This is a genomic window from Agromyces protaetiae (assembly GCF_030866785.1).
GTDB lineage: Bacteria > Actinomycetota > Actinomycetes > Actinomycetales > Microbacteriaceae > Agromyces > Agromyces silvae.
The window spans coordinates 2,048,572-2,063,919 of sequence record NZ_CP133018.1; the positions used below are offsets into that span (position 1 = coordinate 2,048,572).

15 protein-coding genes are annotated in these 15,348 nt (G+C 72.5%); all 15 read left to right on the forward strand.

What is annotated here, in order from left to right:
* The first annotated feature begins 33 nt into the window (after nt 1-33).
* The 15 genes from QU602_RS09440 to QU602_RS09510 all read left to right on the forward strand — a co-directional run bounded on the left by QU602_RS09440 (nt 34) and on the right by QU602_RS09510 (nt 15,321).
* A complete protein-coding gene (locus QU602_RS09440) occupies nt 34-765 on the forward strand; it encodes an MBL fold metallo-hydrolase (RefSeq protein WP_308800037.1) in 732 nt (243 codons plus the stop codon).
* A complete protein-coding gene (locus tag QU602_RS09445; protein ID WP_308800038.1) occupies nt 762-1,517 on the forward strand; it encodes an SDR family NAD(P)-dependent oxidoreductase in 756 nt (251 codons plus the stop codon). The genes QU602_RS09440 and QU602_RS09445 overlap by 4 nt, the downstream gene beginning before the upstream one ends.
* Nucleotides 1,518-1,565: 48 nt before the next feature.
* Nucleotides 1,566-2,486 carry a dihydrodipicolinate synthase family protein gene (locus QU602_RS09450; RefSeq protein WP_308800039.1) on the forward strand — a complete coding sequence of 307 codons (921 nt, stop codon included), beginning with the start codon at nt 1,566-1,568 and terminating at the stop codon, nt 2,484-2,486.
* Entirely contained in the window at nt 2,483-3,685 is a 1,203-nt protein-coding gene (locus QU602_RS09455; protein WP_308800040.1) for a sialidase family protein, read from the forward strand. Before QU602_RS09450 ends, QU602_RS09455 begins: the two co-directional genes overlap by 4 nt.
* A 133-nt stretch (nt 3,686-3,818) precedes the next feature.
* The gene (locus tag QU602_RS09460) at nt 3,819-5,405 is read left to right on the forward strand and encodes an ABC transporter substrate-binding protein (protein WP_308800041.1); all 1,587 of its coding nucleotides are present in this window, start codon (nt 3,819-3,821) and stop codon (nt 5,403-5,405) included.
* A gap of 107 nt (nt 5,406-5,512) precedes the next feature.
* Nucleotides 5,513-6,466 carry an ABC transporter permease gene (locus QU602_RS09465; protein WP_308800043.1) on the forward strand — a complete coding sequence of 318 codons (954 nt, stop codon included), beginning with the start codon at nt 5,513-5,515 and terminating at the stop codon, nt 6,464-6,466.
* Nucleotides 6,467-6,476: 10 nt separating this feature from the next.
* Nucleotides 6,477-7,376: an oligopeptide ABC transporter permease gene (opp4C, locus tag QU602_RS09470; RefSeq protein WP_308800044.1), complete on the forward strand. Its 900-nt coding sequence runs from the start codon at nt 6,477-6,479 to the stop codon at nt 7,374-7,376.
* Nucleotides 7,373-8,386 (forward strand): ABC transporter ATP-binding protein, encoded by a 1,014-nt coding sequence (locus tag QU602_RS09475; RefSeq protein WP_308800046.1) that lies wholly within the window; start codon nt 7,373-7,375, stop codon nt 8,384-8,386. The genes opp4C and QU602_RS09475 overlap by 4 nt, the downstream gene beginning before the upstream one ends.
* The gene (locus QU602_RS09480; RefSeq protein WP_308800047.1) at nt 8,386-9,228 is read left to right on the forward strand and encodes an ABC transporter ATP-binding protein; all 843 of its coding nucleotides are present in this window, start codon (nt 8,386-8,388) and stop codon (nt 9,226-9,228) included. Before QU602_RS09475 ends, QU602_RS09480 begins: the two co-directional genes overlap by 1 nt.
* Nucleotides 9,225-10,331: a pyridoxal-phosphate dependent enzyme gene (locus QU602_RS09485; RefSeq protein ID WP_308800048.1), complete on the forward strand. Its 1,107-nt coding sequence runs from the start codon at nt 9,225-9,227 to the stop codon at nt 10,329-10,331. The genes QU602_RS09480 and QU602_RS09485 overlap by 4 nt, the downstream gene beginning before the upstream one ends.
* A complete protein-coding gene (locus QU602_RS09490; RefSeq protein ID WP_308800049.1) occupies nt 10,328-11,395 on the forward strand; it encodes a succinylglutamate desuccinylase/aspartoacylase family protein in 1,068 nt (355 codons plus the stop codon). The genes QU602_RS09485 and QU602_RS09490 overlap by 4 nt, the downstream gene beginning before the upstream one ends.
* Nucleotides 11,392-12,168: an IclR family transcriptional regulator gene (locus QU602_RS09495; RefSeq protein WP_308800050.1), complete on the forward strand. Its 777-nt coding sequence runs from the start codon at nt 11,392-11,394 to the stop codon at nt 12,166-12,168. Before QU602_RS09490 ends, QU602_RS09495 begins: the two co-directional genes overlap by 4 nt.
* On the forward strand, nt 12,165-13,436 hold the full coding sequence (locus QU602_RS09500; RefSeq protein ID WP_308800051.1) for an aspartate aminotransferase family protein: 1,272 nt from the start codon (nt 12,165-12,167) through the stop codon (nt 13,434-13,436). Before QU602_RS09495 ends, QU602_RS09500 begins: the two co-directional genes overlap by 4 nt.
* A complete protein-coding gene (locus tag QU602_RS09505; RefSeq protein ID WP_308800052.1) occupies nt 13,433-14,962 on the forward strand; it encodes a M81 family metallopeptidase in 1,530 nt (509 codons plus the stop codon). Before QU602_RS09500 ends, QU602_RS09505 begins: the two co-directional genes overlap by 4 nt.
* On the forward strand, nt 14,959-15,321 hold the full coding sequence (locus QU602_RS09510) for a RidA family protein (protein ID WP_308800053.1): 363 nt from the start codon (nt 14,959-14,961) through the stop codon (nt 15,319-15,321). The genes QU602_RS09505 and QU602_RS09510 overlap by 4 nt, the downstream gene beginning before the upstream one ends.
* Nucleotides 15,322-15,348 lie beyond the last annotated feature (27 nt).

The following is a 15,348-nucleotide window of genomic DNA, read 5'->3' on the forward strand; positions in this document are numbered from 1 at the left end:
CCACCGGTTTCATTCTCGGATCGGAGGAGGACCGTGGACCTACTGCCCTCGTGCACGCTCGTGGCGAGCGGCGATCTCGGATTCGGCCTCACCGACCCGTACGACGCGCACGCCTACCTCGTGACCGCGGGCGACGCCGCGGTGCTCGTCGACACCGGCTGCGGCCGCGCGACCGAGCGGGTCGCGCGGCGCATCGAGGAGGCGTTGCGCGGCCGATTTCTCGCAGCGATCCTGCTCACGCACGGGCACGTCGACCACGCGGGCGGCGCGGCCGAACTCGCGGCGCACTTCGGCGCGCCGGTGCACGCCCACCCCGTCGCAGCGGCACGGATCGCCGCGGGCGACGAGCGCGCCATCGGGCTCGAGGCCGGTCGCCGCGATGGCGTGTACCCGGCGGACACGCTCCTTCGGCCGCTGCCGGGCATCCTGCCCGCCGGCGACCTCGAACTGGGCGATCTGCGGGTCGATGCGGTGCCCTCGCCCGGCCACAGCGACGACTCGGTCGCCTGGGCGATCCGGCTGCCGAGCGGACTGGCCCTGTTCACGGGTGACGTCGTCTTCGCTCAGGGCCGCGTCGCGATCCTCGACACCGCCGACACCGACGCCGCGGCGCTGGCCCGGAGCATCCGCGCGCTCCGCGCGCTCGAGCCCGACCATCTCTTCCCCGGCCACGGCGCCGTCGCCGTCACCCGGGCGCACGTGCACCTCGACGCGGCCGTCGCGGCGTTCGACGCCGGCCGCCGACCGCAAAAGCTCGTCGCATGACCGCCGAGCTCGCCGGCCGCCGCGTGCTCATCACCGGCGGCGCCACCGGAATCGGCGCGGCCGCGTCGCACGCGTTGCTCGACGCCGGCGCCGCGATCGCGGTCGTCCAGCGGACCCAGTCCGAGCTCGCGTCGGCACTCGAGTCGACGGGCCTCGCCGGCAGGGTCGCCGGGCTCTCCGCGGACCTCGGCGTGCCCGGCGAGCCCGAACGCGCCGTGCGCTGGGCCACCCGGACGCTCGGCGGACTCGACGGATTCGTCGCCAACGCGGCCGTCACCGGGCCTCCGGCGCACCGCACGCTGCTCGACATCGACCATGAGTACGTCGACCGGATGCTCGCGGTGAACCTGCGTGCGCCGATCACGGCCACGGCCGAGGCCGCACGCCACTTCGCGGCGCACGGTGGAGGCACGGTCGTACTCGTCTCCTCCGTGCTCGCGCACGCACCCGCGCCCGCGGCATCCGTCTACTCGGCGACCAAAGCCGGCCTCATCGCCTTCGCCCGCGGCGCGGCCCTCGAACTCGGCGCGCTCGGCGTCCGCGTCGTGACCGTCTCCCCGGGGGACATCGCGACGCCCTCGAGCGTCGCGCCCGACGCCCCGGACGGACGACGGGCCGTGCGCGAGCCCGCCGTCGGCCGACGCGGAGAGCCGGCCGAGATCGGCTCGGCCGTGCGCTTCCTGCTCGGTCCGGGCGGCTCGTACGTGACGGGGACCGACCTCCTCGTCGACGGCGGGTTCCTGCTCAGCTGACCCGGCCCTCCAGATCCATCCCGGCACCACCGACCCATGGAGTTCTGCATGATCACCCCCGACGCCCTCCCTCGCGGCATCGTCACGCCCCTGGTCACCTTCCTCGACGCCGACGGCGAGCCGGATGCCGCCGCGATGGCGGCCCTCGTCGAGTCACAGCTCGCGGCCGGGATCCACGGTCTGCTTGCGGTCGGCTCGACCGGCGAGCTGGGCACGCTGACGCCGGCCCGCCGGGCGCGCACCATCGAGATCGTGGCCGACGCCGTCGACGGGCGGGTCCCGGTGTGGGCCGGCGTCGTCGGGCACGGCACGGACGACGCGGTGCTCGCGGCGCGCGAGGCCGAGAACGCCGGCGCCGGCGCGCTGCTCGTGCTGCCGCCGATGTTCTTCGACTCGAGCGATACCGAGCTCGAGCGCCACTTCACGCTCGTCGCCGACGCGGTCGATGTGCCGGTCGTCGCATACGACGTGCCCCCGCGCACGCCGCGGAAGCTCCCGGCCGGCGTGATCGCGAACCTCGCCCGCTCCGGTGTGCTCGCCGGCGTCAAGGACTCATCCGGGGACCTCACGGCCGGGCGCCTGATGGTCGACGCGGTGGCCGGGATCGACGGGTTCCGCAGCTACATCGGGTCCGAGATCACGATCGACGCGGCCTTCGTGCTCGGCTTCGACGGCATCGTCCCCGGCTTCGCGAACGTGCTGCCCCGGCCGGCGGTCGAACTGTTCGAGGCGGCCGTCGATGGGCGCGTCGACGCCGAGGCGCAGCGCCGCTACCTCGAGCTGTTCGAGGTGCTGCGGGTGCCGCTCGCGGGCGGCGGTGGACCGGCGACGGCGATCAACGCACTGAAGACGGGGGCGGCGCACATGCTCGGGCTTGCGCTTCCGCCGGTCGCGGAGCCGTTCACGCAGCCCGATGCCGTGTTCGCTGAGCGCATCGCGGCGATCGTCGACGTGGCGGCCGGGCGATGACCGCCGCGACGCGGGTCAGAATCGCGGGCGCAGGTGCCGTGACCGGGACGCCGGCGATGTTCCCCGCCGCGGTGGAGACGCCGAACGCCCTCGTCGTGGCGTACTCGACCGTGCCCGACGGCTGGCCGGGCGGCGCGGTCCACGTGACCCGCTCGCTCGACGGCGGGCGGAGCTGGACGGGGCCGGCCGTGGCCGCGGCGCCGCACGACGGCGAGGACGCCGTGCTCGGCGCGGTCGGGCTCGCCCGGCGGGCCGACGGCGCGCTGCTGCTGCCGGTCAACGCCGTGACCTGGACCGAGGGCGAGGGCACCGCCGGGCGGCGCCTTCGGCTGCGGCTGCTCCGGTCTGCCGATGAGGGCGTCACCTGGACGCACGACGAACCCGTCGACGTCGACTTCGCCTGGCCGGCCGTGTACGGCCGCATCGTGGAGCATCGAGGAGACCTGCTGTGGCCGGTCTGGGGCAAGCTTCGGGAGGGTGAGCGCTGGCGCTCGGCGCTGCTCGCCTCGACCGACGGCGGCGACACCTGGGCGGTGCGCGGCACGATCGGGTACGACCCGGCTGCACGGCTCGTGGGGGAGTACGTCGACAGTGGCAACTCGGCACGCGGCGACGACGTCGAGGAGATCTTCGATCCGGAGTTCCGGCCGCACGACCCGACCGACGGGTTCACCGAGACGGCGGTCGTCGAGCTCGCGGACGGGCGGTTGCTGGCCGTCCTCCGCCAGCAGGGAGTCGGCGGCGACGCCACCCTCGCCTTCTTCCGCGCGGTCTCGGCCGACGGCGGTGCCACCTGGTCGGCGGTCGAGCGCATCGGCTTCAGCGGGATGTCACCCGATCTGCTCCGGTTCGCCGACGGCACGCTGCTGCTCGTGTCGCGCCGATGGGCGCCCGAGGGGTCGGACGTGCAACCCGGCGTCGAGGCCCGCATCGGCTCACCCGACGGGCTGACCTGGGGCGACCCGTGCCTGCTCGAGGACCCTCACGGAACGCGCCTCACCAGCGAGTACCAGTGCGGTTATCCCGCGATCGTGGCCGAGGGCGACGACGCTGCGCGCGTGTTCTTCTACAGCTTCCTGCCGGAGGGCGGCGGACGGTACGTGGCCTGGAACCTGCTCCGTCACGACGGTGAGGGCCCGGACGCAACCGCGGATCATAGCGACGTTTCAGCAGGTGGAACGCAAAGTTTACACAAATGAGACATGAACCCCTATCCATCGCCTGGGCGGCGAGCGAGTATTGGCTAATGGAACCCGTCATCCCATCTGGTGAGACACCCTCGGCGGGCTTCCGGACGGAGCAGCACCCGACCAGATCAAGAAAGGCATCGCAGTGAAAAGAACTCCAGCCTTCGCCCTCCTCGCCGGAGCGGCCGTGCTGTCGCTCGCGGCCTGCACGGCGCCCGACCCCGCAGCGACCGAAGACAGCTCACGTGACGTGAGCGTCCAGCTGTACAACGCCCCCTCCACGTTCAGCCCCCTCATTGCACAGGTCGCCGGCAACCAGCTGGTCCAATCGCTGCACTGGGACAGCCTCATCGCGGTGGACGACCAGGGCCAGTTCCAGCCCCGCCTCGCGGACGCCTGGGAGGTCAGCGCAGACGGCCTGACCTGGACCTTCGACCTGAAGGACGGCGTCACCTGGAGCGACGGCGAGCCGTTCACCTCCGAGGACGTGCTCTTCACCTTCAACCTGTACGCGAACCCCGGATCCGGATCGCAGAACGCGGGCGCGTTCGCCGACGTCGCCGGAGCCGCGGACGTCGCGTCCGGCGCCGCCGAGACCGTCTCGGGATTCAGCGCTCCCGACGACGACACCTTCGTGATGCAGCTCGTGCGACCGAACACCGCCAAGCTCATCGACATCGCCGAGCCGCTGTACTTCGTCCTGCCCGAGCACGTCTACAGCGAACTCCCGCTCGCCGAGCTCGCGACCAACCCGGCGTTCCGCGAGCCCGAGGTCGGCATCGGGCCGTACCTGTTCTCGTCGTGGCGGACCGATGAGGAAGTCGAGTTCGTCCCGAACCCGGAGTACCCGGGCGAGCTCGGCCTCGATCACGTCTACGCCAAGTTCATGGCCACCGACGCGGCGCAGGCACAGCTGCAGACCGGCGAGATCGACTTCTCGCAGGTCGCCGCGGCCGATGCGAGCCGGATCTCCGAGCTGCCCGGCGTCGTGTTCCACGACGTGGGCGGCCCCGGCATCATGGCCCTGCACAATGCGTGGGACTCGGCGAAGTTCTCCGACGTGCGCGTGCGTCAGGCGATCATGTACGGCATCGACCGTCAGGCGCTCGTCGACCAGGTGCTCGCCGGGTACGGCGAGGTGGTCGACACCATCATGCACGGCCCCGAGTGGGCCGTTCCGGACGGGCTCACCCACTACGAGCGCGACGTCGACAAGGCCAAGGCGCTGCTCGCCGAGGCCGGCTGGGATGCCTCGACCCCGGTCCGGCTCGAGATCGTGCCCGGGCCGAAGGACCGCGAGCAGGCGCTCACGATCATCGCCGGGCAGCTGCAGGAGATCGGCATGAACGCGCAGGTCACGCAGTACGACAACGGCACACTCGCCGACGCGATCGCGAACCGCGACTTCGACCTGCTGATCTCGGGCTACGGCCTGTTCAACGTCGACCCGGCCGCGGTCAACGTGCGGTTGACCTGCGAGAGCAACGCGCTGTCGCGCTACTGCAACCCCGCCTTGGACGAGCTGCTGATCGCCGGCATCTCGACGACCGACCAGGACGAGCGTGCCGCGGTCTACGCGGACGCGCAGACGATCATTAACGAGGAGCTGCCGATCTTCCCGCTCTACGTGCCGAACACCCTCGCGGGGACCAGCGAGCGGGTCCAGGGGTTCAAGCTGAACCCGCTGCCGACCCAGGCGTTCTGGAACATCGCCGAGTGGACCATCGGATGACGCCCGCCTGATCCGGCGGCCGGCGTCGCAGGCGTGCCTGCCCCGCGACGCCGGCCGTCCATCCCACCTCCCACGAATCGCTCCCACACGAAAGGGCTCATATGGCGGTGTTCCTCGCCAGGCGGCTGCTCATCTCCGTCGTCGTGCTCTTCGGCATCAGCGTCCTGCTGTTCTTCCTCGTGCGCACCATGCCCGGAGACCCGGCCGAGATGATGCTGAACCCCTTCGGCTTCGTCGGCGACCGCGAGGCCGCGCTGGCCGCGCTTCGCACGCAGCTCGGACTGGATCAGCCACTGCCCGTGCAATACCTGCGGTGGGTCGGCGAGCTGCTCCAGGGCAACCTCGGCTACTCCTACGTCGACGGCCGGCCGGTGGCCGAGATCCTCGTCGAACGGCTGGGCGGCACGCTCCGGCTCGTCGGGGTCGCACTGGCCATCGCACTCGTGGTCGGCATCACGCTCGGCGTCCTGGCCGCGCTGCGGCGGAACACCGGCACCGACTACGCGATCAGCTTCCTGAGCCTGATCATGATCTCGGTGCCCCCGTTCTTCGTCGCACTGGTCGGCATCTTCGTCTTCGGGCTCACCCTGCGCTGGCTGCCCACGGCCGGCATGAACTCGCCAGGCGGGGACGGCGGGTTCCTCGACTCGCTCTACTACCTCGCACTGCCCGCCTCGATCCTCGGGCTCATGCTCGCGGGGCCGTACGTGCGCTACGCCCGATCGAGCATGATCGAGACCCTCGGCCAGGACTACATCACGACCGCACGCTCGAAGGGCCTGAGCGGCCCGCGCGTCGTGGTCCGGCACGGGCTGCACAACGCGCTCATCCCGCTCATCACGGTCGTCGCACTGCAGATCCCGGTCCTCTTCGCGGGCGCCGTGATCATCGAGCAGCTGTTCTCCTGGCCCGGCGTCGGCCGAATGGCCCTCGATGCGATCCTCGCCAGGAACTATCCGATCCTGCTCGGGTTCGTCATGATGATCGCGGTCATCGTGCTCGTGTGCAATCTCATCGCAGACATCTCGTACGCCCTCGTCGACCCTCGGATCCGGCTGTGAGGTGCCAGCAATGATCGTCGAACTCGTCTCCACCCCGATCGTCCCCGAGGACACCCGCGTCGAAGTGAGCCCGCGCCGGCTCGCGTGGCGGCGCTTCCGCCGCCACCGGCTCGCCATGGCCGGCACGGTCGTGCTCGCCATCGTCGTGCTCGCGGCCGTCTTCGGGCCACTGCTGCTGCCGATCGACCCGAACGCGGTCGATCCGACCGCGATCCGTCAGCCACCGAGCGCCGAACACCTGCTCGGCACCGACTCGGCGGGACGCGACGTGCTCGCACGGCTCCTCGCGGGTGGACGCGTCTCGCTGCTCGTCGGCCTGACCGTGGCGCTCACGGCGACCGTGATCGGTCTCGTGCTCGGCGCGATCGCCGGCTTCTTCGGCGGTTGGATCGATGCCGTGCTCTCACGGATCACCGACGTCGTCCTGTCGTTCCCGACCCTGATCGTCGTCATCATCATCGTCGCCTTCACGGGCCCGAGCATCACGACCCTGATCCTGGCCGTCGGGCTCTTCGAGTGGCCGACCGCGTTCCGTATCGTGCGCGGCCTCGTGCTGAGCCTGCGCGACCAGGACTCGATCCGAGCCGTGCGCGGCCTGGGCGCGAGCACGGTGCGCATCCTCGTCAAGCACGTCGTGCCCGCCGTGGTCGCGCCGCTTACCGTCGTGGCCACGATCCTCGTCGCCCAGGCGATCCTGCTCGAGGCCGGACTCTCGTTCCTCGGCCTCGGTGTGCCGCCGCCCACGGCGAGCTGGGGCAACATGCTGAACGAGGCGCAGTCGTTCACGGTGCTGCAGACCATGCCGTGGCTGTGGATCCCGGCCGGCTGTGCGATCGCCATCACGGTGCTCGCCGTCAACTTCATCGGCGACGGACTCCGCGACGCCTCCGACCCGAGGAGCTCCCGATGAACCGCGCAGCCGAGTCTCCCGCGGTTGACCTGCTCCGCCCGGACGAGAGCACCGCCCTGCTCAGCGTGCAGGATCTGGTCACCGAGTTCCGCACCGAGGGCGGCAAGGTCCGCGGCGTCGACGGCGTCTCGTTCGACGTCCGGCCCGGCGAGTGCCTCGGCGTCGTCGGGGAGTCCGGCTCCGGCAAGAGCGTGACGATGATGTCGGCCCTCGGCCTGCTGCCCCGCTCGGCGACCGTGCGCGGGCGCGCCGTGTTCGACGGCGTCGACCTCGTCACCCGCACCGACCGTCAGCTCGCGGCGCTTCGCGGGAAGGACATCGGGGTGATCTTCCAGGATCCGATGACCGCGCTGAACCCCGTCATGACGGTCGGCGCGCAGATCGCCGAGACGATCCGCCGTCATCAGCCCGGGCTCGCCCGGTCGCAGGTCACCGCCCGCGTGCACGAGCTGCTCGCCGACGTCGGCATCGCCGACCCCGAATCACGTGCGCGCCAGTACCCGCACCAGTTCTCCGGCGGCATGCGGCAGCGCGTCATGATCGCGATCGCGATCGCGAACCGGCCGAAGCTCATCATCGCGGACGAGCCGACGACCGCGCTCGACGTCACGATCCAGGCGCAGATCCTCGACCTCCTCGTCCGCGTCCAGGGTGAGGTCGGCGCCTCCCTCGTGCTCATCACGCATGACCTCGGCGTGATCGCGGAGATGGCCGACCGGGTGGTCGTGATGTACGGCGGTCGTGTGGTCGAGACGGCGCCGGTCGACGCGATCTTCCACGACACGAGGCATCCGTACACGAAGGCGCTGCTGGCCAGCCTGCCGCGCATGGACGAGGATCAGGAGCGTCTCGCGGGGGTCTCGGCCGCCCGCCGCGCGGCGGCGGGCGCCGGCCCGCTCGTGCGGGTCGGGCCGGACCACTACGTGGCCGCCGAGCACGCCGGTGCACCGACGCCGCCCGACGGCGACGCGGCGACCGAGCCCGGCACCGATACCGAGGAGGTGGCCTGATGGCAGAGCGCGACCGGATCCTCGTGGTCGAGGACCTCGTGAAGGAGTACCCGGGGCGGCAACGCCTGGTCGGGCGCGAGCGCGGTGCGGTGAAAGCCGTCAAGGGCGTCTCGTTCGAGGTGGCGCGCGGCGAGACGCTCGCGATCGTCGGCGAGTCGGGGTCGGGCAAGACGACCGTCGCGAAGACCGTGATGGGCTTCGAGAAGCCGACCTCGGGGCGGATCGTGTTCGACGGCCGAGAGCTGCACGCGCTCGGCGCGCGCGAATGGCGGCCGCTGCGCCGAGAACTGCAGTTCGTCTTCCAGGACCCGTACGCCTCGCTGCCGGGGCGCATGCCGGTCGGCGAGATCGTCGCGGAGCCGCTCGTGGTCCACGGCATCGGCACGCGCGCCACGCGGACCGCCCGCGTACGCGAGCTGCTCGACCTCGTCGGGCTCGAACCGGCGTGGGCGTCGCGCTACCCGCACGAGTTCTCCGGTGGCCAGCGCCAGCGGGTCGGCATCGCCAGGGCGCTCGCGCTGCAACCGCGGCTGCTCATCCTCGACGAGCCGGTGTCGGCGCTCGACGTGTCGATCCAGGCCCAGGTCGTGAACCTGCTGTCCGACCTGCAGCGCGAGCTCGGCCTCAGCTATCTCTTCATCGCGCACGATCTCGCCGTCGTCAGGCACCTCGCGCAGCAGGTCGCGGTGATGCACCTGGGCGAGATCGTCGAGTACGGCCCGACGGCGCAGGTGTTCGCGGACCCGCGCCACGAGTACACGCGCACGCTGCTGCGCGCCGTGCCGGTCCCGGATCCGCGCCTGCGCCGACGCGGCGCGCCGCTGGCGGTGAGCGCCCCGTGAGCGCGGTCGAGCTCGGCGCACCCGGCATCTGGCGATACGCGGACCGGCTGCCCGCCGTCGACGCGGCCGACCGGGTCTCGCTCGGCGAGGGCGGCACGCCGCTCCTCGACGTGAGCGCGACGCTCGGTCGCGAGCTGGGCCTCGGCTCGCTCCGCCTGAAGGCCGAGGATCGCAACCCGACCGGCTCGTTCAAGGCGCGCATCGCTGCGGTCGCGGCGTCGCTCGTGCGCACCCATGGGCTGCACGGGCTCGTGGGCACCTCGTCCGGCAACGGCGGGGCGGCCGCGGCGGCGTACGCGGCCGCAGCCGGTCGCCGCGCGGTGCTCTTCACGCTCTCCGACACGCTGCCCGTGAAGATGCTCGAGATCACCGCGACGGGCGGCGTCGCATATCGGGTGCACGGGGTCGGCCACGATGCCGCCTCGACCCGCGCGGTCGCCGACGCGGTCGCGGCCGCCGCCGAGCGCGCGGCCTACTATCCGATGCTCACGGGCTACCACTATGCGCCCGAGGCGATGCGCGGTGTGGAGACGATCGCCTGGGAGGTGATCGACGACGGGGTGCGACCGACGGCGGTGTACGCGCCAGTCGGCGGCGGCGGGCTGCTGACCGGGCTGCACCGCGGGTTCGCCCGGGTCGGCGCCGGAGTCCGGCTCGTCGGGGTGCACCCCGCCGGCGCGACCGCGCTGCCGCTCGCACTCGAGGGGCGGCTCTCGGGAATGCCGGGTGCGGTCGAGACCGGCGTGTCCGGGCTGCAGATGGCGGTGCTCTACGACGCCGTCGGTGCGTCCACGGCCGTCGAGCAGAGCGGCGGGCACACGACCGCGGTCAGCGACGAGCGGATCCACGCGGCGCAGGCACGCCTTGCGCACGCGCACGGCCTGCTCGTCGAGCCAGCGGGCGCGACCGCCGTCGCGGGCGTCATCGCCGATGCGGAGTCGGGCCGGCTCGGTCCGGACGACGACGTCGTCGCCGTGCTGTCGGGCGCCGGATACAAGGACACCTCGGCGCTGCAGCGCCTCGCCACGTCAGCGGATGTCCCGATCATCGCGGCCACCGACGTGGGCGGCGTGCTCGCGCGACTGGGGGAGGAGCACGCATGAGCCCGGTCACGGTGCGACGACGGCTCACGGCGGCCAGCACGGCAGAGCCCGGCACGGCAGAGCCCGGCACATCTGGCGCCGGCACGGCAGAGCCCGGCACATCTGGCGCCGGCACCTCCGAGATCGGCGTCGACGTGTACGAACGCGCCGCCGCCGCGGCCGGCCCTCGGATCGTGGTGCTCGGCGGCGTGCACGGTGACGAGGTCGGTGGCATCGTGGCCGCCGGCCGGATCGCCACGGGCGACTGGCCGCTCGTGCGCGGCTCGCTCGTGGTCGTGCCCGTCGCGCACGAGGCCGCACACGCCGCCGACCGCCGGGAGTCGCCGCTCGACGACGGCAACCTGGCCCGGTCGTTCCCGGGCGACCCGGCTGGCACGCCGACCGAGCGACTCGCGAGGCTGCTGCTCGACGAGGTCATCGCCGGGGCCGACGTGCTCATCGACCTGCACACCTCGAACCCCGCGACGGACATGCCGCTCTTCGTCGGCTGCCTCGACGACGGGTCGGCGCACGGCGACGCCGCGGTGCGGCTTGCGGCGGGCTTCGGAATCGACCTCGTGTGGACGCATCCGTCGCTCGGGCCCGGCCGCACGCTCACGGTCGCGGCCGAACGCGGGATCCCCGCGCTCTACGTCGAGTCGCCGGTCGGCGGCGTGCTCGACGAGCGGTATCTGACCGCATACGTCGACGGGGTGCGCTCGGTGCTCGAGGCGCACGGCATGCTCAGCGCTGAGCGGGTCCGTCCGCAGCCCACGACCTGGCTGCACGGCGACGGCGACGTCGACGGATTCACCGCGGCGGGCGTCGACGGCCTGTTCGAGCGGGCCGTGGCGCTCCTCGACGAGGTGCGGACCGGGCAGCCGATCGGACGTATCCTCGGTGGCCCGGGGGAGATCCTCGAGGAGGTCCGCGCGCCGGCCACCGGGCTCGTCACGACCTTGCAACGCGCGGCTGCCGTCGCGCGCGGCCGGCCGCTCGTCGGCGTGACCCCTCGGAGGCCGACCCGGCTCGGCGTCCCCACTGACGAACACCTGCAGCACTCGAACACAAGGAGCACCCCATGACCGACGCCAACTATTCGATCCGGTCGGTGCAGCGCGTCTGCGACATCCTCGACCTGGTGCAGGCCCATCAGGACGGGCTGAGTCTCATGGACTTCGCGCAGGCGACCGAGCTGCCGAAGAGCTCGGTGTTCCGCTATCTGGCGACCCTCGAGAGCCGCGGCTACGTCGAGCGCACCGAGGCGGGCGACTACCGCATGGGCCTCGCGCTGAGCGGCGACCGCATCGAGACGCTCACGCGGCGGCTCACGCCGCAGCTCGTGCATCTGCGGGACACCCTCGGCGAGACGATCAACCTCGGCATGCTCGACGGCACCCGGATCGCGTACCTCGAGATCGTGGAGTCGCGCGCGTCGATCAGGAATGCGCCGAGGCCCGCCGAGCGCGAGTACCTGCACGCGACCGCACTGGGCAAGGCGCTCGCGGCCGAGCAGCCGGTCGACCTCGTGGAGTCGATCCTCCGGCAGGAGGGCATGCCGGCGCGCACCGTGAACACGATCACCACGGTCCCCGAGTACCTCGCGGAGCTCGACCGCGTGCGGGCGCAGGGCTACGCACTCGACAACGAGGAGAACGAGATCGGCGGGCGCTGCGTCGCCGTGGTCGTGCCCGGCACGACCATGCCGGTCGCCGTCAGCCTCTCCGCCCCGACCAGCCGTATGACCGTCGAGGCCGCGGGCGAGGTCGCCCGTGTCATCGCCGGCGTCATCGGGCGCGCGGCCGCGTTCGCCGACCGCGACGCCACTCTCACCACCTCCGAAGGAGCCCCCGCATGACCACCGTCCGTTCGTCCGCGCAGTCCGATCAGCTGAGGGAGCGCGCACTGCGGCTCACGCCGGGCGGTGTCCACTCCAACGTCCGGCTCGCGAGCCCCAAGGTGTTCTTCGCGCGCGGCAAAGGCGCCTGGATCTGGGACATCGACGGCAACGACTACGTCGACTACCTGCTCGGGCAGGGCCCGAACTTCCTCGGCCATGCACCGGACGACATCACGTCGGCGGTCACCGATGCGGTCGCGAACGGCATGGTCTTCGGCGCGCAGCACCCGCTCGAGGTCGAGGCCGGCGAGCGCTTCCTCGACGTGCTCGGCTGGGCCGATCAGGTCCGCTTCGGCGTCTCCGGAACCGAGTCGGTGCAGGGTGCGTTGCGGCTCGCGCGCGCCGTGACCGGGCGAGACAGGTTCGTGCGCTTCGAGGGGCACTACCACGGCTGGCTCGACAACGTGCTGCTCTCGGTCGAGGACCACCGCGCGGTGCCGGCGAGCGCCGGTCAGCTCGCGTCCCACCTCGACGACTCGATCCTGCTGCCATGGAACGACCCCGACGCGCTCGCGGCGACGCTCGCGGCCCGCTCCGGCGAGATCGCGGCCGTGATCATGGAGCCGATCATGTTCAACACCGGCGCGGTGCTGCCGCGGCCGGGCTACCTCGAGACGGTCCGTGAGCTGTGCGACCGGTACGGCATCGTGCTCATCTTCGACGAGGTCATCGCGGGCTTCCGCATCGGCCCGCAGGGTGCGAGCGGCCTCGTCGGCGTGACGCCTGACCTCGCGACCTACGGCAAGGCCGTCGCGGGCGGCTGGCCGGTCTCGGCGCTCGCGGGCCGGGCCGACCTGATGGCCCGCTTCGGTGACGGCAGCGTCAACCACTCGGGCACGTTCAACTCGTCGGTCATGGCCGCGGCGGCGGTCGCCGCGACGATGCGGCGCCTCACCGACGACCCGCCGTACGACCGGATCCGCGAGCACGGGCTCGCGCTCATGGAGGGCCTCACCGAGGCCGGACGCCGGCACGGCCTGCCGCTGCGAGTGCAGGGGCTGCCGATGGCGTTCCACGTCTCGCTCGGCGAGGACCCTGAGCCGTTCCAGGACTTCGCCGGCCTGCAGCGTCGCGACCTCGTCGGATACGCCGAGCTCGCGCGCCGCTTCGCCGATCACGGCGTGTGGGTGGCCGGGCGCGGCATCTGGTACGTGTCGGCCGCGCACGGTCCGGCCGAGCTCGACGAGACGCTGCGCCGGGTCGACGCGGCGCTCGCTGCCCGATGACCGAGCCACGTGTCGGCGTCGTCAGCGTCTGGCATGAGACGAACGGCTACTCGCGCCGCCTCGCGGCACTGGACGCCTGGCGCGACTATGAGCTGGCCGACGGGGATGCCGTGGCCGAGGCGCACCGGGGTACGCGGTCGGTGGTGGGCGGCTTCCTCGACGGGCTCGGCGAGCGTGCGGTCCCCGTCTTCGCCGCGGGCGCGTGGCCGAGCGGTCCGGCGCCCGCGGAGGTCTTCGACGCACTGCTCGACGGCCTCACGGCCGCGCTCTCCTCCGCCGGACGGCTCGACGCGATCGCCCTCAACCTGCATGGCGCCATGGTCGTGGACGGCACGGATGACGCGGAGTCGGCGATCGTCGAACGGATCCGATCGATCGTGGGCGACGTGCCGATCGCCGCGGTGCTCGACCTGCACGGCAACCCCTCGGTCGAGCTCGCGGCCGCCGTCGACGCCATCGTCGGCTACCGCACGTACCCGCACGTCGACATGTGGGAGTGCGGCCGCACGGCGGTCGAGCTCATCGACCGCATGCTCGCGGGCGAACGAGTCGTGACCACGATCGCGAAGCTGCCGCTGCTGACGGCGCCGCTCGCGCAGGCCACCGACGGCCCGCTCGGCGATGCGCTCGCGGCGTTCGAGGCCACGGCGTCCGACGCGGGAATCCTGAGGGCGTCGGTGTTCGCCGGATTCGCCTACCAGGACGTCGCGCGGGCCGGGTTCTCGGTCGTGGCGGTGAGCCGCGCCGACGACGCGGTCGCGGCGCGCGCCGCGACGGACGCTGCGGCGGCGGACCTTGCGCGGCGGCACGCGGCGGGCGCGTTCGAGATCGTGCGCCCGACGCCGGCCGATGCGGTCGCCACCGCGCTGGCGGCCGACGAGGTGCCGGTCGTGCTCGTCGACGTCGCGGACAACATCGGCGCCGGAAGTGCCGGGGACGGCACCGTGCTGCTCGCCGAGCTGCTCGCGGCCGACGCGACGGGTGCCGTCGTCGCGATCGCCGACCGCGAGGTCGCCGCACTCGCGCACGAGGCCGGGCACGGGGCCGAGCTCGACGTCCGGATCGGTGGCAAGGTCGACGACCTCCACGGCCCGGCCCTCGACGTCCGGGGCCGCGTCGCCCGCCTCACCGACGGCCGCTACACGACCACGGGATCCTGGGCGACCGGGCAGTCGTTCGACATGGGGCCGACCGCGGTGCTGGAGGCCGGTGGCGTCACGATCGTCGTCACGACCCACGCGACCCCGCCCTTCCATCGCGAGCATCTGACGTCGGCGGGTGTCGACCCGGCCGCCGCCCGGATCCTGGTCGCCAAGAGCGCCGTGGCCTGGCGCTCGGCGTACGGGGACGACGCGCGGACGGTCATCGAGGTCGACGCGCCCGGCGCATGCCCGATCGATCCGTGGAGCCTGCCGCGACGCACCCGGCCGGCGGGCACGCCGGCCGTGACGCCGCGCCTCGGCCGGCCGACGTCAACGCCACTCACCCCTGCACCTGACCTCGACCTCTTGGAGGGCTCACGATGATCGACCACTTCGGCGCACGGCCCGACCGCGTCCTCACGCCGGCGGTTCGCGCGGGCGACTGGCTGTACGTGTCGGGGCAGGCCTCGACCGATCCGGAGACGGGCGCGTTCGTCGCGGGCACGTTCGACGAGGAGTTCGCGCGGTCGGTCGCGAACCTCGACGCGGTGCTCGCGGAGGCGGGCGCGGGCCGCGAACACCTCGTGCGGCTCGGCGCGTTCGTGCGCGACGAGGCCGACCTGCCGCGCTACAACGAGCTCTATCTCGCCGAGTTCGCGCACCCGCGACCGGCGCGGACCACGACCCAGATGGGCTTCGCGTTCCTCCGGTTCGAGATCGAGGCCGTCGCCTACCTCGGCTGAGGCATCCGCCGACCGGCGCTGGCCTCG

Excerpts from the sequence above, each read along its gene's own strand:
- QU602_RS09500 (WP_308800051.1), top strand. The coding sequence starts at position 12,165 with ATGACCACCGTCCGTTCGTCCGCGCAGTCCGATCAGCTGAGGGAGCGC.
- QU602_RS09490 (WP_308800049.1), top strand. The coding sequence starts at position 10,328 with ATGAGCCCGGTCACGGTGCGACGACGGCTCACGGCGGCCAGCACGGCA.
- QU602_RS09475 (WP_308800046.1), top strand. The coding sequence starts at position 7,373 with ATGAACCGCGCAGCCGAGTCTCCCGCGGTTGACCTGCTCCGCCCGGAC.
- QU602_RS09510 (WP_308800053.1), top strand. The coding sequence starts at position 14,959 with ATGATCGACCACTTCGGCGCACGGCCCGACCGCGTCCTCACGCCGGCG.
- QU602_RS09505 (WP_308800052.1), top strand. The coding sequence starts at position 13,433 with ATGACCGAGCCACGTGTCGGCGTCGTCAGCGTCTGGCATGAGACGAAC.
- QU602_RS09450 (WP_308800039.1), top strand. The coding sequence starts at position 1,566 with ATGATCACCCCCGACGCCCTCCCTCGCGGCATCGTCACGCCCCTGGTC.
- opp4C (WP_308800044.1), top strand. The coding sequence starts at position 6,477 with ATGATCGTCGAACTCGTCTCCACCCCGATCGTCCCCGAGGACACCCGC.
- QU602_RS09455 (WP_308800040.1), top strand. The coding sequence starts at position 2,483 with ATGACCGCCGCGACGCGGGTCAGAATCGCGGGCGCAGGTGCCGTGACC.
- QU602_RS09480 (WP_308800047.1), top strand. The coding sequence starts at position 8,386 with ATGGCAGAGCGCGACCGGATCCTCGTGGTCGAGGACCTCGTGAAGGAG.
- QU602_RS09445 (WP_308800038.1), top strand. The coding sequence starts at position 762 with ATGACCGCCGAGCTCGCCGGCCGCCGCGTGCTCATCACCGGCGGCGCC.
- QU602_RS09495 (WP_308800050.1), top strand. The coding sequence starts at position 11,392 with ATGACCGACGCCAACTATTCGATCCGGTCGGTGCAGCGCGTCTGCGAC.